At 74.0% G+C, this 19451-nt stretch carries 19 protein-coding genes; 10 read left to right on the top strand and 9 right to left on the bottom strand.

Annotated features, from left to right (window positions below):
* Nucleotides 1-7 precede the first annotated feature (7 nt).
* The 6 genes from D4B81_RS07715 to D4B81_RS07695 all read left to right on the top strand — a co-directional run bounded on the left by D4B81_RS07715 (nucleotide 8) and on the right by D4B81_RS07695 (nucleotide 5490).
* Entirely contained in the window at nucleotides 8-619 is a 612-nt protein-coding gene (locus D4B81_RS07715) for an RNA polymerase sigma factor (protein ID WP_122261832.1), read from the top strand.
* Nucleotides 616-945, top strand: a complete 330-nt coding sequence (locus D4B81_RS18050) for a hypothetical protein (RefSeq protein WP_161965037.1) — start codon at nucleotides 616-618, stop codon at nucleotides 943-945. The genes D4B81_RS07715 and D4B81_RS18050 overlap by 4 nt, the downstream gene beginning before the upstream one ends.
* A 65-nt stretch (nucleotides 946-1010) precedes the next feature.
* The gene (locus D4B81_RS18045) at nucleotides 1011-1646 is read left to right on the top strand and encodes an ABC transporter ATP-binding protein (protein ID WP_161965036.1); all 636 of its coding nucleotides are present in this window, start codon (nucleotides 1011-1013) and stop codon (nucleotides 1644-1646) included.
* Nucleotides 1643-4009: a hypothetical protein gene (locus D4B81_RS07705; RefSeq protein ID WP_122261830.1), complete on the top strand. Its 2367-nt coding sequence runs from the start codon at nucleotides 1643-1645 to the stop codon at nucleotides 4007-4009. Before D4B81_RS18045 ends, D4B81_RS07705 begins: the two co-directional genes overlap by 4 nt.
* A gap of 84 nt (nucleotides 4010-4093) precedes the next feature.
* A complete protein-coding gene (locus D4B81_RS07700) occupies nucleotides 4094-4507 on the top strand; it encodes a VOC family protein (RefSeq protein ID WP_122261829.1) in 414 nt (137 codons plus the stop codon).
* Nucleotides 4504-5490: a sigma-70 family RNA polymerase sigma factor gene (locus D4B81_RS07695; protein WP_122261828.1), complete on the top strand. Its 987-nt coding sequence runs from the start codon at nucleotides 4504-4506 to the stop codon at nucleotides 5488-5490. The genes D4B81_RS07700 and D4B81_RS07695 overlap by 4 nt, the downstream gene beginning before the upstream one ends.
* A gap of 121 nt (nucleotides 5491-5611) precedes the next feature.
* On the opposite strand, the gene D4B81_RS07690 is transcribed toward D4B81_RS07695, so the two are convergent.
* The 4 genes from D4B81_RS07690 to D4B81_RS07670 all read right to left on the bottom strand — a co-directional run bounded on the left by D4B81_RS07690 (nucleotide 5612) and on the right by D4B81_RS07670 (nucleotide 10184).
* Nucleotides 5612-6307 carry a DUF5701 family protein gene (locus D4B81_RS07690; protein ID WP_237565882.1) on the bottom strand — a complete coding sequence of 232 codons (696 nt, stop codon included), beginning with the start codon at nucleotides 6305-6307 and terminating at the stop codon, nucleotides 5612-5614.
* Nucleotides 6308-6436: 129 nt separating this feature from the next.
* On the bottom strand, nucleotides 6437-7303 hold the full coding sequence (locus D4B81_RS07680) for an SDR family oxidoreductase (RefSeq protein ID WP_122261827.1): 867 nt from the start codon (nucleotides 7301-7303) through the stop codon (nucleotides 6437-6439).
* 112 nt (nucleotides 7304-7415) lie between these two features.
* Nucleotides 7416-9623 (bottom strand): catalase, encoded by a 2208-nt coding sequence (locus D4B81_RS07675; protein WP_122261826.1) that lies wholly within the window; start codon nucleotides 9621-9623, stop codon nucleotides 7416-7418.
* Nucleotides 9624-9707: 84 nt separating this feature from the next.
* Nucleotides 9708-10184 (bottom strand): LiaF domain-containing protein, encoded by a 477-nt coding sequence (locus D4B81_RS07670; RefSeq protein ID WP_122261825.1) that lies wholly within the window; start codon nucleotides 10182-10184, stop codon nucleotides 9708-9710.
* Between the two features lie 69 nt (nucleotides 10185-10253).
* On the opposite strand from D4B81_RS07670, the gene D4B81_RS07665 reads away from it, so the two are divergent.
* Entirely contained in the window at nucleotides 10254-11258 is a 1005-nt protein-coding gene (locus D4B81_RS07665; RefSeq protein WP_122261824.1) for an aldo/keto reductase family protein, read from the top strand.
* A gap of 23 nt (nucleotides 11259-11281) precedes the next feature.
* Here the strand turns inward: D4B81_RS07665 and D4B81_RS07660 are convergent, their stop codons facing one another.
* Nucleotides 11282-11896 (bottom strand): hypothetical protein, encoded by a 615-nt coding sequence (locus D4B81_RS07660; RefSeq protein ID WP_122261823.1) that lies wholly within the window; start codon nucleotides 11894-11896, stop codon nucleotides 11282-11284.
* Between the two features lie 47 nt (nucleotides 11897-11943).
* Between D4B81_RS07660 and D4B81_RS07655 the strand changes: the two genes are divergently transcribed.
* Entirely contained in the window at nucleotides 11944-13113 is a 1170-nt protein-coding gene (locus tag D4B81_RS07655) for a MalY/PatB family protein (protein WP_122261822.1), read from the top strand.
* A 28-nt stretch (nucleotides 13114-13141) separates the two neighbouring features.
* Here D4B81_RS07655 and D4B81_RS07650 read toward each other — a convergent pair whose 3' ends face one another.
* Together D4B81_RS07650 and D4B81_RS07645 are read right to left on the bottom strand one after the other, a co-directional pair.
* Nucleotides 13142-14224: a zinc metalloprotease gene (locus tag D4B81_RS07650; protein ID WP_161965035.1), complete on the bottom strand. Its 1083-nt coding sequence runs from the start codon at nucleotides 14222-14224 to the stop codon at nucleotides 13142-13144.
* 470 nt (nucleotides 14225-14694) lie between these two features.
* The gene (locus D4B81_RS07645) at nucleotides 14695-14910 is read right to left on the bottom strand and encodes a hypothetical protein (protein WP_161965034.1); all 216 of its coding nucleotides are present in this window, start codon (nucleotides 14908-14910) and stop codon (nucleotides 14695-14697) included.
* A 73-nt stretch (nucleotides 14911-14983) separates the two neighbouring features.
* Here D4B81_RS07645 and D4B81_RS07640 point away from each other — a divergent pair, with 73 nt between their 5' ends.
* Nucleotides 14984-16012: a saccharopine dehydrogenase gene (locus D4B81_RS07640; RefSeq protein WP_122261819.1), complete on the top strand. Its 1029-nt coding sequence runs from the start codon at nucleotides 14984-14986 to the stop codon at nucleotides 16010-16012.
* A 34-nt stretch (nucleotides 16013-16046) separates the two neighbouring features.
* On the opposite strand, the gene D4B81_RS07635 is transcribed toward D4B81_RS07640, so the two are convergent.
* Entirely contained in the window at nucleotides 16047-16844 is a 798-nt protein-coding gene (locus D4B81_RS07635) for a PIG-L deacetylase family protein (protein WP_122261818.1), read from the bottom strand.
* 116 nt (nucleotides 16845-16960) lie between these two features.
* On the opposite strand from D4B81_RS07635, the gene D4B81_RS07630 reads away from it, so the two are divergent.
* Complete coding sequence (locus D4B81_RS07630) at nucleotides 16961-18700, top strand: D-glucuronyl C5-epimerase family protein (RefSeq protein ID WP_161965033.1); 1740 nt, start codon at nucleotides 16961-16963, stop codon at nucleotides 18698-18700.
* Here D4B81_RS07630 and D4B81_RS07625 read toward each other — a convergent pair.
* Entirely contained in the window at nucleotides 18697-19419 is a 723-nt protein-coding gene (locus D4B81_RS07625; protein ID WP_161965032.1) for a hypothetical protein, read from the bottom strand. The two genes, D4B81_RS07630 and D4B81_RS07625, sit on opposite strands and share 4 nt — an antisense overlap.
* Between the last annotated feature and the right edge of the window lie 32 nt (nucleotides 19420-19451).

Raw genomic sequence — 19451 nt, 5'->3', positions numbered from 1 at the left:
CAGGATCGTGGACGCACCGACGTTCGAGGCGCACGTCTGGCCACTGCGACACCTGCTCCTGCGACGGGCACGAGCACGACTCGGGCCAGACCTGGGGGACGAGGCCGTGGCCGACGCGCTCCTGACGCTGTGGCGCAAGGACCTACCTGCACCGGCCGACGAGACGAGCAGGATGCAGCTGACCGGCATGGCGCTCGCCGTCCTCGACGGCCACGTGCGGAACATCACGAGAGGCCGGAGGCGGCAGGAGGCGATGCTGCACAGGCTGTGCCGCGAGCTGCGTCCCGAGGGTCCGCCGAGGGTGGACCACCGCTGGTCGGCCGACCTGCGGGCCCGCTGCCGCGAGGTCCTCTCGGAGCAGGACACGCGCCTGGTCGTGCTGCGGTGCGAGGGCTTCTCCATCGCCGAGATCGCGCTCGTCCTCGGGTGCTCCTACGACGCCGCCGCCAAGCGCAGCTCGCGCGTCCTGCAGCGGCTCCGGACCCATCTGGCACCCGTCCAGCACCCGCAGCCACCGGTGGATGTCCAGATCGGGCGCGCTGCGGACATCTACCCGCACGCCGAGCCGCACCGTGCTCGTCGTTCCCCGCTCACCCAGAAGAAGGAGACCTCGTCATGACCTTCCGCAGGAAGATCACCTCGTTCGCCCTCGCAGCCATGCTCACCTCCGGGGCTGTGTCCCTGGCCACCCTCCCCGCCCAGGCGGTGGGCGGGAACTGCAGCGCCGTCAAGCAGACCGAGGCGAAGTTCGGGCCGGACTCGCACCGGGCCCGCGCCAACTGCGCCTCCCTGCAGGGCGACTCCAAGGCCCGGGGGACACTGGTCCGCAACGGCGGCCCCGACTACCACACCTCGTGGTTCACGACCACGGGCAAGTACTACTACACCGGCTGGTACACCTGCTACGCCGGATGCTCCGCCCGGGTCCAGATCGAGCACGTCTGACGGCGCTAGGCTCCGGGGCGGGTGGGCACCCACCCGCCCCGGGCCCTCACGGATCGGAGTGGTCAGTGATCTCCATCGACGGTCTCACCGTCTCCTACGGCAGCACGACGCCACTGCTGCGCCTCTCGCTGGACCTCGCCACGGGCTCCACGGCGGTCATGGGACCGAGCGGGTCCGGGAAGTCGACGCTGCTGCGCGTCCTCGCCGGCCAGCAACGACCCACCGAGGGGCGCGTGCTCATCGACGGCACCCCGGTGCGCCCGGCGACGTGGTCAGGTGGCAGCGACCCACGCCTCGCCCTCGTGCACCAGGACTACCGGCTGGTGCCCTTCCTGACCGCCGAGGAGAACCTTCTCCTCGCCGCCGAGCTGCGAGGAGTCGGCGCACCCCGCGACGTGGGGATGGTCCTGGAGGAGGTGGGTCTGGACCCCTCGCTCGCCCACCGTCGGCCGGCAGAGCTCTCCGGTGGCCAGCAGCAGCGGGTAGCCCTGGCCCGCGCCCTCGTCACGGACGCCACCGTCATCCTCGCCGACGAGCCGACGGGCGCGCTCGACGCCACCAGCTCTGCGCTCGTCGCGGGCCTCCTGCGCCAGCTGGGGCGCGGCGGACGCACCGTGGTCGTGGCCACCCACGACGTGGCCGTCGCCGCGGCGATGGAGCACGTCGTCGACCTCGGTGACGTCACGGACGCCGCCGCATGACGGCAGGCTCCACCTCCCGGATCCGTCTCGCCGTCCGGCTCCTCCACTTCCACCGCCTGCAGGCGCTGGGACCCCTCCTCGTGGCGATGCTTCTGGGCGCCACCGTGGTGGGGCTCTCCGCGGTCGCGGTCACCGGGGCCGACGCGGTGGAGCAGTCGCTGAGGTGGGAGTTCGCCGACCGTGCCTACGCCCTGCAGTCGACGGAGGTCGAGGCTGTCGCGGGCAGCGGCGCGGGAGGCAGTCCGGTGGCCGACGCGGCGGGTGAGCTCACCGTGGGCGGACGGTCCGCCGCCGTGACCGTGCGCTCCACCAGCGACCCCGACCTCCCTCTCGGCCTGCTGACGGTCGGCCGTCGGCCGCAGGCCCCGGACGAGGTGCTTCTCGCGCGGGGGATGGCCCAGGCCCTCGGGGCCCTCCCTGGCACCGAGGCGCAGCTGAGCGTCGACGGGACCCCGACGCAGGTCACCGTCGTCGGGCTGCTCGCCGACCCGATGAGCTCGCAGAGCCGTGCGGTGGTCCACCTCACGCGGGCGGAGGACCTCTCCGGCGTCAGTCGGTGGCTCCTCGACGAGGATCCGTACGCGAACGGGACGCTGCAGCCGATGCTCGACGCCAGGGCTGCCACCTACCAGTCCCTGGACTCCCTCCTGCACGCCGCGGCCGCCCAGCAGCCGCCGTTCCTCAGCGGCCTCCGCCACGTCCCGCTGGGTGCCGGGCTGCTCCTGGGCGGCGTCCTGCTCGCCACCTCCGGCATCCTGCGGCGGGCCTGGGCCAGGGACGTCGACGGGCTCGTCGCCGCCGGACTGCCGCCACGTGCGGCGGAGGGTGTGGTCGGGCTCGCCCTCACGCTGCTCGCGATGGCCGGTGCGGTGCTCGGGGCGCTCGCCGCCCTCGCCGCGCTGCTCCTCGCCCGGGGCCGGGTGTCCGGGTGGCTGGGCCAGGACTGGGTCGACGTCCTGGTCCCCTGGCGGACCCTCGCCGTGCTGCTGCTGGCCCTGCTCGTGGTCGCCCTCCTGCACCTGCCCCTCACCCGGGTCTCGGGGCCGGCCGCGGCCCGGTTGTCCGACCTGGTGTCCGGGCGCCGGACCCGGTTGCCGGCAACCGTGGCGTCCGGCGTGGTGGTGGCCGGTCTCGGGGTGATGGTCGCGGTGACCCAGGTCCCCGCCCTGGCCAGGACGGAGACCCTGCTCCTCCTGGTCCCCGCAGCGGCCCTGTGCGTCTGCCTCGCACTGCCCTTCGCGCTGGTCCCCGTCGCCTCCTGGAGGCGGTCGAGGGCGTCCGCCTCCGTCATCCGGCACCTGGCCCGGGGTCTGACGATGGTCGCGGCCGCGGCCGCCGCCATCACCGTGGCCACCGGCTTCCTCGCCGCGACGACCACCTACGCCGCCAACAGCGGGGAGGCTGAGTCGAGCCCCTACGTCCCGGCGGGATCCCTGGTGCTCAGCCAGGTGCCCGACAGCACCGTGGAGGCCATCGAGGAGCGCTACCGCGCCCGGGGGGGAGGGGAGGTCCTGACCTACGGCTACCTGGCGGACGCGGCTCCGCAGATCCGGCGTGTGTCCAGCGTGGCCCTGGGACGGTGCGCCCAGCGCGACCCCACGACCCCCCTGGACCTCGTCGACGAGAGCTGCTGGCCGCAGCTGACCTCCTCCCCCGTCAACGTGATCATGACGGGCACGGGCGGGACCGGCCCCCGGGCCGACCCCGGACTCTCGGAGGGCGGGTCTGTCGCGATCCTCACCCTCACCCCCGAGGGGGCGGTGGCCGGTGTCACGCAGCTGGAGGCGGAGGCCGACCCCCTGCTCGGGGGCAACCTGCCGGGGCTGGTCCTGCCGCCGGCGAGCCCTCTCGTCGAGGAGCTCTCCCTGGCCCCCACGGGGTCCAGCATGGTGCTGCTGCCGGACTTCCACCAGCTCTCACCGACGGACCGCTTCGAGCTGCGCGCCGAACTGCTGCGACTGGCGGCCGGGGCGCAGACCGCCGATGGGACGGATCCCACCGCCTACGACCGGCAACGCTCCCTCGCCACCCTGCTGGCGGTGCTCGGCGCAGCCGCGTCCGGGCTCGTGGTCGTCCTCGGCGGGACGGCACTGGTCTCCGCCCACCGGGTGACCCGCAGGACGCTCACCGCCCTGGCTGCCCACCCGGGCACGCGGCGTCACCTCGCCCTGCGCTGGATCAGCGTCGCCGTCGTGGTCCTCGTGCTGACCCTGCCCCTGACCTACCTCGCCGCGTCCTACGGGGGCCGGGCCGACGCGTACGGTTTCGGCTGGCTCTGGACCGCGCCCGCCCTGTCCGCTCTCGCGGGGTGCGCGGTCGTCCTGCGGGCCTTCCTGCAGGTGCCCGCCAGCTCGCAGGAGTGAGCCGATGAGTTCGGCGCCCGGTCGTGGTCGGACCAGTGAGCGCGCGCACCGGCCGGCGCCACGGCATACCCAGGAGACCCCGCCATGCCCTCGCACCAGCTGATGTTCGTCAACCTCCCCGTCGCCGACCTGGCCCGCAGCCGACGCTTCTTCGCCGCGCTGGGCTATCCCTTCGACGAGGATTTCTGCGACGAGCAGGCGCTCTGCCTGCGCCTGGGCCCGACGCTCTACGCGATGCTGCTCCGGCACGACTTCTTCGCGCGCTTCCACGACCGGCGCCCCGCCCCGCCCGGCGCCGTGGGGAGCCTGCTGTGCCTGTCCGCGGCGTCGCGGGAGGCGGTCGACGCGCTCGTCGACCGCGCCGTCCTCGCCGGGGGGACGGACGTGCGCACGGAGGACCGCGGTGCGATGTACGGACGCTCCTACGCCGACCCCGACGGCCACGTCTGGGAGATCATGTGGATGGATCCCGCCGCCGTCCGCCAGGAGATCGCATGAGCACGAACGCTGTCAGCGAGAGCGAGTTCGAGCGTGTCGCCGGTCCGCTCCGGGGCGAGCTGCTGGCCCACTGCTACCGGATGCTCGGCTCGGCCGGGGACGCGGAGGACATGGTGCAGGAGACCTACCTGCGCGCGTGGCGGGCCTTCCACTCCTTCGAGGGCCGGTCCTCGGTCCGCACCTGGATGTACACGATCGCGACCAACACCTGCCTCACCGCGCTGAAGCAGTCCGGGCGCCGCCCGCTGCCGAGCGGGCTGGGCCAGCCGCCCGGCGACCCCTCGGTGCCGGTCGTCGAGGACCGGTCCCGCGACTGGCTCGAGCCGCTCCCCGACCGGCTGGTCTGGGGCGCGGCGGCGCCCGACCCCGCCGACGCGGCGGTGGCCACCGAGGGCGTGCAGCTCGCGGTCGTGGCGGCGCTGCAGGACCTCCCCCCGCGCCAGCGCGCCGCCCTGGTGCTGCGGGACGTCCTGCAGATGTCGGCGGTCGAGACGGCGGAGGCGCTCGGCTGCAGCGTGGCCGCGGCCAACTCCGCGCTCCAGCGGGCCCGGGCGACGATCGGCGAGGGCGCCCGCCGTGCCGGCCGGCGGGTGCACGAGCTCAGCGCCGAGGAGCGGGAGGTCTTCACCCGGTTCTGCGACGCCTTCGAGAGGTATGACGTGCCCGCCGTGGTGGGTGTGATGGCGGACCGGACCACCTGGCAGATGCCGCCGTTCGACCGCTACTACGTCGGCCGCGAGGACATCGCGGCGCTCATCGGGGGCCAGTGCCCGGCCAGGGCGCCGCGGGACCTGCTCATGCTGCCCACCGTGTCGAACGGCCAGCCGGCCGCCGGGATGTACTTCCGCGGCGAGGACGGGGTGCACCGGCCGTTCCAGCTCGTGGTCCTCGACATCGTCGACGGCGTGGTCACCTCGGTGGTGGGGTTCTTCTCGCCGGACGCCTTCGCGCAGGCCGGGCTGCCGGCCGAGGTGCGCGACTGACCGGCCCTACTGACGGCCCTGGCGCGATGTCTGTGCGCTGCTGTCGTGCCGCAGGCGTCGCCCTGACGACGCCTGCGACACGACAGGGAGGCACCGGGATGGTCAGGCGGCACCGGGATGGTCAGGCGCGGCGGCCGCCGACCGAGGCGATGCCGAGCCAGGTGTGCCGGTTGCCGGCCCAGCACCAGCCGAGCTTCGGGGCGCCCCGCCGCTCCCGGCCGTCGCGCCCGGTGCCGTTGCTGATCCACAGCGCCGGCACCCTGGCGTCGAGCCTGCCGGGGCGGGACCCTGCCCGGCGCGACCCCGTGGTCATGAAGCACCGGTTGCGCTCGAGGACCTCGGGCACCTGGAGCACCCACGCCACCCCCTCCGCCGCCGTCATCGGGCTGCGGCCCCGGGTGCGCAGCACGGGGTCCACCTCGTCGGGGGAGAGGTTCGCGTACTCGTCGCCGCGCTCCGGGGCGGACACGGCATACAGGTCGGTGTCGGGGACCAGGAGCCCCTCGACCGGGCCGAACTCGGCGAGGTCGGTGAGGTCCTCGACGACGAAGCCGGTCCGGTCGCCGCGGCGCATCAGCGGCACGAGGTCGGCGACCGGCGTGTGCCGGGCGGAGACCACGAGGAGGTCACCGGAAAGGTCCGCGGGGAGCGGGGGGACGTCGAGGCCCAGGGCGAGGAGTCGGGCGTGCTGCTGGGCCAGCGGGGGCAGCGCCGAGGCCGCCGGGGCCGCCGGGGCCGCCGGGGCCGCCGGGGCCGGGTCAGGAGCCGTCCGGTCCGGGGCGGCGGGGTCGGACGGCGACGGGGCGGGTGCGGGCACGGGGCCTCCTGGGTCGGCGGAGCCCTGACAACGCAGGCGGGCGGGACGGCATTCCCCCCGGACGCGGTCCGCCCGCGGTCGCGCCCTCGGGACGGGAGGTGCGACCGCGGGCGGGGCAGCGGGAGCCGGTCAGAAGACCGGCTTCCCCCCGGTCACCCCGAGCACGGTCCCGGAGACGTAGCTCGCCTCGTCCGAGGCCAGGAAGACGTAGGCCGCCGCGACCTCGACGGGGTGCCCGGCGCGGCCGAGCGGGGTGTCCGAGCCGAAGCCCTCGACCTTGTCCGCGGACATCGTGGCCGGGATGAGCGGCGTCCAGATCGGGCCGGGGGCGACGGCGTTCACGCGGGTCCCGCGCGGACCGAGCTCGGCCGCCAGGTTGACGACGAGGTTGTTGAGCGCAGCCTTCGTCGCGGCGTAGTCGAGCAGGTGGTCCGAGGGGGAGTACGCCTGCACCGAGGTGGTGACGATGACCGAACCGCCGTCCTCCAGCTCGGTGGCCAGCTCGCGGACCAGCCAGAACGGCGAGAAGACGTTGGTGGCGAAGGTGCGCTCCACCTGCTCCGGCGGGAACGCCTCGAGCGTGTCGTGGGTCATCTGGTAGGCCGCGTTGGCCACCAGCACGTCGAGGCCGCCGAGCGCCTCGACCGCCTTGTCGGCCACCCGCTTGTTGCTCTCGTGGTCACGCAGGTCGGCGGCGATGAGGTGGCAGCGCCCGCCCGCCTCCTCGACCAGCTCCTGGGTGCGACGGGCGTCGGCGTCCTCCTCGGGCAGGTGGACCACCGCGACCTGGGCGCCCTCCTTGGCGAAGGTCACGGCGACGGCGCGACCGATGCCGGAGTCACCCCCGGTGACGAGCGCGCGGCGGCCGGTCAGCCGGTCCCGACCCCTCCACGACGTCTCGCCGTGGTCGGGGGCGGGGTCGAGGTCGGCCACGGTGCCGGGCCACTTCTGCTCCTGCGCCGGTATGGCGCTCAGGTCGGGTCTGGTGTGGGGCATCGACGAGGCTCTCCGGGTCGCGGTCGGGGGACCCCTCCGACGTTAGGCCGGATCCGACCGGCTCGCAGGTCGGGGCGACCGGCGAGGGGGCGCGACCCCGCCGGCACCGCCCTCAGACGTCGCGCTCCCACCTGCGCAGGCCGGCCAGCGCCGCGACGAGGTCGTCCGGGGTGACCGAGCCGAGGTCGTGGCACGCCTCGTCGAGCCGGTCGGCCACGCCACCGACGTCCAGGAGCGGCTGCGCACCCTGGACGTAGGCAATGTGCTTGTAGTGCGAGAAGGCGTCGGAGACGAAGTCACGGACGGCGGGGTGGCCGGCCAGCTCGGTCGCCCCCTCTCCGGTGGCGAGCAGCGCCACGGCGTCGAAGAGGACGGACGGGGCGCCGTCGATCTTGTGGTCGACGGGGGTGCGCGCCTGACCGCCCGCCAGCACGACGCCGCCCACCTTCAGGGCCGCGGTCTCGACCAGGCCGCCGGCGGAGGTGACCGCCTGCGTCAGCGCGTCCAGCAGGGCACCGTCGGTGCCGTCGGAGACGAGGATCCCCAGCTTGCGCCCGGCGAAGCTGTCCGGTGCGCGGAAGGCCATGCTCAGCGCGGGCGAGTCCGGCAGGTCGTGGCGGGGGGCGACGGCCGGCTCGGTCGCCTCGGGCAGGTCCATCCCGAGCCCGTCGGCGACACCGGCGGCCAGCTCCTCGTCGACGTTGCGCAGGTTGGCCACCACCCGCTTGCGGATCGCGGGGATCTCGCACCTGGACAGCTCGAAGACGAAAGCCATCCGGATGTGGTCCTGCTCGACGGCGGTCTGGCTGCGCCAGAACTGGCCGGCCTGGGAGTAGTGGTCGGCGAAGCTCTCCGCGCGGACGCGCCGGGTGGTCCCGCTCTCCGGCCGCTCCACCGTGCGGAACCCCGCTTCCCGGTCGGCACGGGGGCCGGCCGCGGCGCCGGTGAAGGAGTTCGGCTCGTAGTTGGCCCGCCCGGCCTGCCGGCCCATCTGCATGTGCCCGTCGCGCTGGAAGTGCATGACGGGGCAGCGCGGGGCGTTGACCGGCAGCTGGCTGAAGTTGGTCGACCCGAGCCGCTTGAGCTGGGTGTCGAGGTAGGAGAAGTTGCGGCCCTGCAGCAGGGGGTCGTTGCTGAAGTCGATGCCGGGGACGACGTTCTGCGACATGAACGCGACCTGCTCGGTCTCGCTGAAGACGTTGTCGACCACGCGGTCCAGCCGCATGGTGCCGATGACCCGCAGCGGCACCTGCTCCTCGGGGATGATCTTCGTCGAGTCGAGCACGTCGAACTCGAAGGAGTCCGCGAAGTCGTCGTCGAAGGTCTGGACGCACAGGTCCCACTCGGGGAAGTCGCCGTTGGTGATCGCCGTCCACAGGTCACGGCGGTGGAAGTCGGGGTCGGCACCGTTGATCTTCACCGCCTCGTTCCAGACCACCGACTGCAGCCCCTGCCTCGGCACCCAGTGGAACTTGACGAACGTGCTCGCGCCGTCGGCGTCGACGAACCGGAAGGTGTGCACGCCGAAGCCCTGCATGAAGCGGAACGAGCGCGGGATCGTCCGGTCCGACATCTGCCACAGCAGCATGTGCGTGGACTCGGGCATCAGGCCGACGAAGTCCCAGAAGGTGTCGTGGGCCGACTGCGCCTGCGGCCAGCCGCGGTCCTGCTCCTCCTTGACCGCGTGCACGAGGTCGGGGAACTTGAGCGCGTCCTGGATGAAGAAGACCGGGATGTTGTTGCCGACCAGGTCCCAGTTGCCCTCGTCGGTGTAGAACTTCGTCGCGAACCCGCGCACGTCCCGCGCCAGGTCGAAGGACCCCAGGTTGCCGGCGACCGTGGAGAAGCGCACGAACACCGGCGTCTCCTTGCCCGCCTCGGCGAACAGCGAGGCGCGGGTCAGGTCGGAGAGGTCCTCGGCGGCGGTGAAGGTGCCGTGCGCGCCATACCCCCGCGCGTGGACGACCCGCTCCGGGATCCGCTCGTGGTCGAAGTGGAACATCTTGTCCCTGAAGGCGTGGTCCTCGAGCAGGGTGGGACCCCGGTCACCGACCTTCAGGCTGTTCTGGTCGTCCGAGAGCGGCTGTCCCTGCGAGGTGGTCAGCGGAGGTATGCCGTTCCCGGGCAGCTGGTGCAGCTCGCCCCCCTCGCCGGGCTCGGTGCGGTCGGTGTAGACCGGGTTGTCCGCGGCGGCGCCGGCGTTGCTCGGGGTCGGCGGCTGCGGCGGCGCCGGGTCCTGCGGGTAGGTGGGCAGCCGTGGCCCCCCGGCCTCCACGGCGGGGGTCCGGCTGGCTTCGGTGGCAGGGTCGGGCTGGGGCATGACGGAACCTCTCCGGCGCGGGTGGTGTCCTGCCGACGGTATGCAGTTCGCCCCAGGCCCGCAGGGCGAACCGGCAGAGCGGGGTCAGCCGCGCGCCCACCGCCAGCCCCGGGGCAGCTTGCCCTCGGCGCCGGCGGTGCGGACCCGCACGTTGCCCATGAGGCTCCACACCGTGACGACGACGCGCGACCCGGTGGGGGGCAGGTCCGCGCTGAAGGCGTCGGACTCGGTGCGGCCGTCACCCATGAGCGTGGCGCCCCGCACCTGCACGTCGGTGCCGGCCGGCACGAGCACGCGGACGTCGCCCATGAGGACGTAGGCCTCGACCTCCAGCGTCTCCCCCGGCACGAGCACGTCGCGCAGGTCGAGCTTGAGGTTGCCCATCAGCTGGTAGGCGACGGTGCGGCGCCCGACCTCCCACCGGCCGGTGCGGACGATGTCGCCCAGGATGCCCACCAGGGCGTCCCCGCGCTCCCGGCGTGCGGGGAGCGCGCCGGGCACGATCTCCGGAAGGCCCTCGCCGGGAGTCTGGGGGCCGGGCAGCGGCGGCGGGAACGTCATACCCCGACCGTATCTGGCCTGCGGGACGATCGGTCAGGACCTGTCGGCGACGGCACGTAAGGTCGAGGCATGAAGTTTCGATACCTCGGCAACAGCGGACTGAAGATCAGCGAGATCACCTACGGCAACTGGTTGACCCACGGGTCCCAGGTGGAGAACGAGGTGGCGCACCAGTGCGTGCGGGCCGCGCTCGACGTCGGCATCTCGACGTTCGACACCGCCGACGTCTACGCCAACACCAAGGCCGAGACCGTCCTCGGCGACGCGCTGAAGGGGGAGCGGCGCGAGAGCCTGGAGATCTTCACCAAGGTCTACTGGCCCACCGGCCCCGGCGGGAAGAACGACACCGGGCTGTCCCGCAAGCACGTCATGGAGTCCATCGACGGCTCGCTGCGCCGGTTGCAGACCGACTACGTCGACCTCTACCAGGCCCACCGCTACGACACCGAGACCCCGCTGGAGGAGACGATGCAGGCGTTCGCCGACATCGTCCGGGCCGGCAAGGCGCTCTACATCGGCGTCTCGGAGTGGACCGCCGACCAGATCCGTGAGGGTCACCGGCTCAGCCGCGAGCTCGGCTTCCAGCTCATCTCCTCCCAGCCCCAGTACTCCATGCTCTGGCGCGTCATCGAGCCCGAGGTCGTCCCGGCCTGCGAGGAGCTCGGGATCTCCCAGATCGTCTGGAGCCCGATGGCCCAGGGCGTGCTCTCCGGCAAGTACCTCCCGGGGCAGCAGCCCACCGAGGGCCGGGCGGCCGACGAGAAGATGGGCAAGGGCATGCAGGGCTTCATGTCCGACGAGACGCTCACCGCGGTGCAGGAGCTCAAGCCGCTGGCGGAGGAGGCCGGGCTGACCATGCCCCAGCTGGCCGTCGCCTGGGTCCTGCAGAACCCCAACGTCGCGGCCGCGCTCGTCGGCGCCTCGCGCCCCGAGCAGGTCCGGGACAACGTCAAGGCCGCCGGGGTCACGCTCGACGCCGACCTGATGGCGACGATCGACGAGGTCCTCGGCGACGTCGTCGAGCGCGACGCCGGCAAGACCGCCGAGCACGCGCCCTCGACCCGCGTGGCCTGAGCTCCGCCTCCTTCCTCCGGGCCTCAGCGCCGCGAGACGACCGTCGTCACCACCTCGGTGAGCCCCGGTCGCCGGGGCGTGGAGGAGAAGCCGAACCGGGCGGGCGGGTCGACCTGCGCGAGCGTGCCCAGGTCCGCCCCGTCGAGCCGGGCCGTCACCGCGGTGACGGCCCGGACGTCGGTGGCGCCGTAGTACTCCCGACGGCCCTGCCCCGCGCTCCCGCGCGTGCGCACCCCGCGCAGGACGACCCTGGCGACCGGGTCCGTCACGGTGGCGAGCGCGGGGCTGGCCGCCAGTCGGGACGGCACGGCGCTCAGCAGCCACCCGATGGCGGTGCGGCTGCCCAGCTGCGCCGTGAGCTCCAGCGAGGGGGTGCGCACCTTCATCACCCCCGCGTCCGCCCGGGAGACCTGCACCGGCTCGACGCGGAGCTCGTCGAAGGCGTAGGTCGCCGCGACGAAGTCGCGGACCTCCGCCGACGGCGCGAGGAGGATCCGGTGCCCGTCCGCGCGCTCGACCATGACGTCGGCGAACGCACCGAGCGGCGAGTCGTCCCACTGCCCGACGACGAGCCGCACGCCCGAGGTGGTGCCGACCCCGAGGATGCGGCCGGAGAAGGTCCAGGTGCGCGACGCCATACCCCCATCCTGCCGAGGGCCTGCGGCGACCTGACAGGCTGGGCGGCATGAGCAGCACGGCCCCCCCGCGAACCCCGCCCTTCGACCTGACCCTGGAGGAGATGCGGCAGCACCGCTCGGCGAAGTGGAGCCGCGTGCCTGCCGACGTGCTGCCCGCCTGGACGGCGGAGATGGACGTGCGGACGGCGCCCGCGATCGGCGAGGCGCTGCGCGTGGCGGTGGAGCGGTGCGACTTCGGCTACGCAGGGGCCCCGGACCCGGTGCTCGACGCCTTCGCCGGGTTCGCCCGGCACGCCTGGGACTGGGACCCCGCGGCGACCCCGGGCCGGATGCGGCTCTTCTCCGACGTCGGCCACGGCGTGACCGCGGTGCTGCGCGCCCTCACCTCCCCCGGCGACCCGGTCGTCCTCAACCCCCCGGTCTACCTCTCCTTCTACCCGTGGCTGCTCGGCCTCGGGCTGGAGGCGCTGGAGGTGCCGATGCTCGACGTCGCCGCGGGAGGACGCCTGGACCTCGAGGGTATGGAGCGCGCGCTCGCCTCCGGGGCCCGCGTGGTCCTGCTGTGCTCGCCACACAACCCGCTCGGCTACGTCTACCCGCGCGAGGACCTGGCCGCGCTGGCCGAGCTGGCGCTCGCGCACGACGCGGTGGTCATCGCCGACGAGATCCACGCCCCGCTCGTCCACCCCGGCAGCCCGCAGCACTTCGTGCCCTGGCTGACCGTCTCCGACGCCGCCCGGCAGGTCGGGATCGCCCTGCACTCGCCGTCCAAGGCCTTCAACACCGCCGGCCTGAAGCTCGCGGTCGGGATCACCGCCGTCGAGGGCCGCTGGCCGCAGATCCGGGACGAGTCGGACTGGGCCCCCTCGATCCTGGGCCAGTACGCCGCCGTCGCGGCGTACACCGACGGCCGGGAGTGGCTCGACGACGTGCGCGGGCAGCTGGAGCGGCGCACCGCCGAGCTGGTGGGGCTCCTCGCCGAGCACCTGCCGGCCGTGCGCTACCGACCGGGGACCTCCTCCTACCTGGCCTGGCTGGACTGCCGCGGCCTCGGCCTGGGGGAGGACCCGGCGGCCACCTTCCTCGAGCGGGGCAGGGTGCAGCTGTCCCCCGGCCCGGCCTTCGGCGCCGGTGGAGCGGGATTCGCACGGCTCAACATCGGCACCTCCCCGGAGCTGATGACCGAGGCGGTGCGCCGGATGGCGTCCTCGCTCTGAGCGTCCCAGCGCCCCCGGACGGTCGCCGTCAGGGGCAGGCGATGGCCCCGAGCGCGGCCAGGCCCTCACGGTCACCGGGGCCGAAGTCGGTGAGCCCGAGGTTGACGGGTGCCATGAGCTCCCCCGGGTCGTCCACGTGGTCGAGCCCGAGGACGTGCGCGAGCTCGTGGTCGAGCACCGCGGCGTGGGCCTCGCGCGAGGGGAGGTCGGCGGCGTCGAGGACGACCTGGCCGGACGCGGCCCACGACCAGCCGTCGGGACCGGTCAGGACCGTCGCACCACCCATCCCGGCGCGGTCACCGGCCAGCTCGGGGACGTCGGCGGCCACCGACCAGGCGACGACGACCGGCGCCCCGGCCGACCGCGGCTCCATGGACCACGTCTCGTCGGTCTCCCCGACGAGCTCGAGGTGCAGCCCGGTGGCCGCGGAGAGCCGCCCGAGCGAGTCCTCGACGATCCCGGCGTAGTCACCCGGCGCCCCGTCGGGGTTCACCGCGACCTCGATCGTGCCGCAGGGGGAGAACCCGACGGGGACCTCGGACCCGGGCTGGGTGGAGACGAACGCGTGGGCGCCGCGCGTGCCGGGGTCGACCGCGGGCAGCACGCGCTGGCCGCTCGCAGGCCGCCACCCGGTCGGCAACCCCTCGAGGGCGGGAACCACGTCCTGGATCCGGTCCCGCACCGCGTCGGCCAGCCCGCCCTCCCGGGCGACCCCGCCGGGGAGCGGGCCTGCCGACGCCGCGGTGCGCTCCCCGACCTCCGGCATCCCCAGGACCGACCGGCCGGCCGACGTGGCCCAGCCCCTCAGGGCCGACGCCTCGTCCGGGAACGCGTAGGCCCCGCCCACGATCCCCCCGACGAGGAGCAGGAGCACCCAGCGGCCGCCCCGCCGGCGGGGCGGAGGGGCGCGGTGGCCCCGGTGCGGGGCGCGGTAGGGCGCGGGGTCGAGGGCGCGCACCGGGGGGGCACCGTCCGGCGAGTGGTAGCGCCAGGTGGTGTCCCGCGGGACCCCGCCCAGCCCGTAGACCCGGTCCCACTCGTCCAGCTCGGCGAGCCGCCGCTCCAGCTCGGCGGCCCGGCGCCGCCGCGCGGCCGACTCGAAGATCCCCATGCCCGCATTGTGACGCACCGGACCCACGGTGCCTGCCGGGCCGGCCACGTCTGCCTTGTTGCACCCTCATGGCGACTGGTGTGGACAGCCCCGCGGGCGGGTGGCACCCCCGAGGACATGCGGCGTCATCCGCGGTTCCGTTTCCACGTGGACCGCTGCCACGACGGGCCCGTGCTGCTCGCCGAGCTGGTCGCAGGGGCTACGGCATCCCCGGAGACGATGGAGGTCATCGACCGGCTCGGGATCACCGTGCACCAGCTCTCCGTGCCGGTGGAGTCGCCCGGGCCCGCCGCGCGCCCACGCCGTCAGCCGCGTAGCCGGGACGGGCAGACCGCTTCTGTTGGCGCCGGCCGTGCCGGTGCGCGCGGCGTTGCCGCGGACGGGCACATTCGCGCAGATGGCCGCGAAGCTGCAGGACGGGGTCGGATGTGCCCGTTCCGCGGAACAGCCGGAGGCGCGTCAGCCGTGGCTTAGCCCTCCTCGGGCGGCAGGGGGCACCCCGCCTCGACGAGGTAGCCGATCGCCCCCCCGATCACCATGCCGAAGTCGTCCTCGGACAGGTACGCGAACGGCTTCCGCGCCTTGCCCTTGTTGTCGAACGCCCCGCCGCCGACGATCGCCTTGCTGGGGATGAGCGGCTCGACCGTCATCCCCGCCCGGGGGACCGCTCCGTCGCGGCCGCTCACCGGACAACGGTGGCGCCGCCCGACCCCCCAGGGGAATACGCATGAGTGCGTAGGGACTGCATACCCTTGGCCCATGTCACGCCCCCACCTGTGGATCCGCGCCGAAGCCCGTCCGACCGAGCAGCGCGTGCCGATCGTGCCGGCCGACGCCGCGCGCCTGATCGCCGACGGCTTCCGGGTCACCGTCGAGGAGTCACCGACACGGGTCGTCGGGGTCGAGGAGTACGTCGCGGTCGGCTGCGACACCGCCCCCAGCGGGTCCTGGGTCGACGCCCCGCAGGGCGCGGTCGTCGTCGGCATCAAGGAGCTGCCCGAGGACCCCGCCGACCTGCAGCACACGCACGTCTTCTTCGCGCACGCCTACAAGGGGCAGGAGGGGGCAGAGGAGGTCCTCGAGAGGTTCCGCCGGGGTGGCGGGGAGCTCCTCGACGTGGAGTACCTCACCGTCGACGGCAAGCGGGTCGTCGCCTTCGGCTTCTGGGCGGGGTATGTCGGGGCCGCCCTCGCGGTCCTGCGCCACCGCGGCGAGCTCCCGGGCGGGGTGGGCCCGATGAGCCGCGCCGACCTGGACGCCCGCCTGCGGTCCACCCGGGAGGGCCGCGCCGCCGAGCGGGCCCTGGTCATCGGCGCCCGGGGCCGCTCCGGCACCGGTGCGACCGAGGCGCTCACGGTGGCCGGGTGCGCGGTGACGCGGTGGGACCGCGTCGACACCGTGCAGCTCGACCGCCCCGCGCTGCTGGACCACGACGTCCTCGTCAACTGCGTGGTGAGCGCCCAGCCGCGCGACCCCTTCGTCACCGAGGCGGACCTCGAGGCGCCCCGCCGGCTGCGCACGGTCGGCGACGTGACCTGCGACGTCACCTCCGAGGCGAACCTGCTGCCGTTCAACACCGCGATCACCACGTGGCAGGAGCCGGTGCGGCGGTTCGGGTCGCAGGAGCACCCGCTGGAGGTGATCGCCATCGACAACCTCCCCTCCCTGCTGCCGCGGGAGTCGAGCGAGAGCTTCTCGGCCGAGCTGGCGCCGCTGCTCCCGGACCTCGCCGACCGGGCCGGTCCGTGGGCCGCCAGCCTGGCGTGGTTCCGCAGGCACGTGCACTAGGGATCGTGCGCCAGGACCTGCGGCGGGCGGGTCGTCAGTCGAACGGCAGGCCCTCGGTGATGCCCGCCGCCCGACCGGGCTCGCTGAACCACTCGTCGCCGAAGACCGACGCGAACTGCTCCTCGGGCAGCTGCAGCATCCACCCGACGTCCTCCTGCGAGGCGTGGCAGGCGAGCGCAGCCCGCTTGGCCCCGAGCACCGGGCGCCCGTCCACGTGCCAGTGCAGCTCGGCCTCGGGCGTGCCGAGCGGGTTGCCGTCGTCGGCGGGGAGGTCGGGGTCCCAGTCGGAGTCCTCGGGGGCCATCCCCGCCTCCCGGGCCGCGACGAACTGCCGTCGCAGGGCGTCCCGGTTCATCGTCCCCTCCAGCACCCGGGGGCGGGCGCCGGCCAGCGCGGCGGCGCGGTGGACGACGTGGTGCACCTTGACGTGGTCCGGGTGCCCGTAGCCGCCGTGCCAGTCGTAGCCCACCACCACGGCCGCCCCCTCCTCGTCGAGGACCGCCGCGAGCCGGGCTGCCGCCTCCTCGGTGTCCGCACCGTGGAAGGACGTGTCGTGCGCGTTCTGCTCCCAGCCGTGCATGCCGGAGTCGGCGTAACCGAGCCAGGCGACACGGGCGATGCCCAGCACCTGCGCGGACGCCTCGGCCTCCCGGCGCCGGCGCCCGACGACGGTCTCCCCCTCGGCCAGGTCGGCCGGGACCGACCCGTGGTCGCCGTTGGTGGCGAAGACGCAGACGACGCGGTGACCCGCGTCGGCCGCGAGGCGCATCGTGGCGCCGCTCCCGGAGGCCTCGTCGTCGGGGTGGGCGTGGAGGAAGACGATCGTGCTCACCCGCGACAGGGTATGCCGCCGGGGGCACCCTCCCCGCGCGGGCGCTTGTGCCGGGCGGCCCGGTTTGACACGCTGCACCCGAGACCGGCCCACCGGCCGGGGCAGGGAGGAGCTCGATGACGCGGCGATGGAGGACTCGCGCCGGGGTGACGGCGGTCGCGCTGGCGCTGCTGGCCGGGCCGGTCGCCGCCACCGCGGTGACAGGCACCGGCGGGGAGAGCGGCGCGACGGCATACCCCGAGGGCACGGACGAGGCGTGGCCGGACCTGCACGGGGTGGAGGGACTCACGGGGGGCGCGGCCGAGCTGGGCCCGGCCGAGGTGGTGCCGGTGCCCGAGCGGCTCCACGAGGACCCGGACGTGACCGGCGACCCGGAGGTGACCGGCGAGCCGGACGGCGGCGAGCAGCCCGGCGCCACCGCCGCGGACACGACGACGCCCCGGCCGGTCGACGTCCCGCGCCAGCGCATCGCCGGGTTCGCCGAGGCGCCCGTCGAGCTGAAGCAGATCCCGGTGGGCCTGCAGCCCTACCAGAGCAACCGGGTCAACCCCGTACCCTTCGGTCGCGTCGACACGACGGGGGTGCGGGTCTTCCGGGCGGACTGGGACGGCAGGGTCTACGACCACCCGATCGCGCAGGCGCAGTACGCGCTCAACACGCTGGAGTCCTACCGCCTCACCGGCGAGAGGCAGTACCTCGACGTCGCGATCGCCAACGCCCAGCGCATCATCGACCGGCGGCACGTCATCGACGGCGCCTGGTACTTCCCCTACGACTTCGACTTCGACCTCTTCCGCAACGGGCAGGGGGTGCTCACCGCGCCGTGGGCCTCGGGCATGGCGTCCGGCCAGGCGCTGTCCACGTTCGTCCGCCTGCACGAGGTGACCGGGGAGCGGAGGTGGCGGGACGCCGCCGACGCGACCTTCCGCGCGTTCCTCCAGGCCCCCGACGGGCAGGGCTACTTCAGCTCGTTCGTCGACACCGGCGGTCACCTCTGGCTGGAGGAGTACTCCCGCTACCCGGTGATGTCCAGCGAGCGGGTGCTCAACGGGCACATGTGGTCGATGTACGGGCTGTGGGACTACTGGATGATGTACGACCACGACCACCCGGACGCCGAGTGGCTCTTCCGGGGGGCGCTGCGCACGCTGGAGACGACGGTGCTGCCGGGCTTCCGCAACCCGGGCTGGAGCAGCTACTACTCGCTCTGGCAGAAGCAGCTGGGGCACACCTACCACCAGCACCACCAGCAGCAGTTCCTCATGCTCTACCGCATGTCGCACGACCCGCTGTGGATCTCGCACGCCGACACCTACCGCTCGGACTTCCCGGAGTGGCGCAACACCTCCGGCTTCGCGGTCATCACGCCGCGGACGACCGTGGCCTACCGGCTGGACGACTCGGCGGTGCACATCAAGGACCGGACGATGAGAGTCCTGGAGAGCAGGTCGCTCGCCCTCGACCGGACGACCGGCGCGCCGTTCGACCGGCGGGGGAAGATCCCGGGCGGGCCCACCGTCATCCGTCTCAGCGACGGCTTCCTGGCGGGCTGGTGGATCGTCGAGGGCTTCGACCGGGCGTGGTCCCGGGGGCTGGTGGAGTACCACGCCTACGTGCCCGTCGACGCCGAGCTCTACGTCGACGAGGACGTCCGGGTCGCGGTGTACCGCTACGACGCGGCGGGCACCCAGACCGGCAGCAAGCTGGTGACGCTGAAGGCCGGCGCCACCTACCCGACCGACCGGTCGGCCTACCTCGCCGGCCGCACGTCCTACCAGCTCACCGGCGGTGGGCTCACCGGGTGGTGGCTGGCCCAGCAGCCCCTGGTGGAGCTGCGCCAGCTGCCCGGGCGCTAGCCGCAGGCCGTCTCCTCCAGGGCCGCCAGGCCCGCGAGGTCCCCCTCGCCGAGGGCGCTCTGGCCGGTGTTCTCCGCGGCCATCAGCTGGCTCCCGTCGTCGGTGTGCCCGAGCCCCAGCACGTGGAGCAGCTCGTGGACGAGCACCGCCTCCTCGTCGACCCCGACGAACCACCCGCGGGGCAGGTCGCGGTCGATGACCACCATGCCGCCGACGGCGGTCCCGGAGCCGGTCCCGCCGGGTCCGGTGACGTAGGAGGCGCCGCCGATGCCGGCCGTCGGTCCGGCGAGCTGCGGCACCTCCTCCTCGTCCGCCCACCCGAGCAGCACCGGGCCCCGACCCCGCTCCAGGAAGCTGCGGTCCTCGGTCTCCCCGCCGACCTCCAGGCTGAACGAGCTCACCCCGTTGACGGTGGCGACCGCGGAGGCGACGAGCTCGGCATACCCGTCCGGGGCGCCCTCGGGATTGACGACCAGCTCGATCCGCGCCTCGCACGCCCAGGTGACGGGCCGGCCGGTCGAGGTGGTCGAGATGAAGCTGTAACCGTCCCCGCCGGAGCCGGGCACCCCGTCGAGGCTGTCGTGGGTCAGCACGGTCCTGCGCACGCTGCCGAGGTCCAGCGCCGGTGAGACCCACACGACGCCCGAGATGACCAGGGCCATCACGACGAGGGTCGCGAGCATCCCCCCGCAGCCCGAGCCGCGGCCCTCCGGTGTCATGGCACCAGTCTGCCGCGACGGTCCTGGGGACG

This window comes from Ornithinimicrobium cerasi, from assembly GCF_003702705.1.
GTDB classification, from domain to species: domain Bacteria; phylum Actinomycetota; class Actinomycetes; order Actinomycetales; family Dermatophilaceae; genus Ornithinicoccus; species Ornithinicoccus cerasi.
This window is presented reverse-complemented; position numbering and strand designations above follow the sequence as displayed.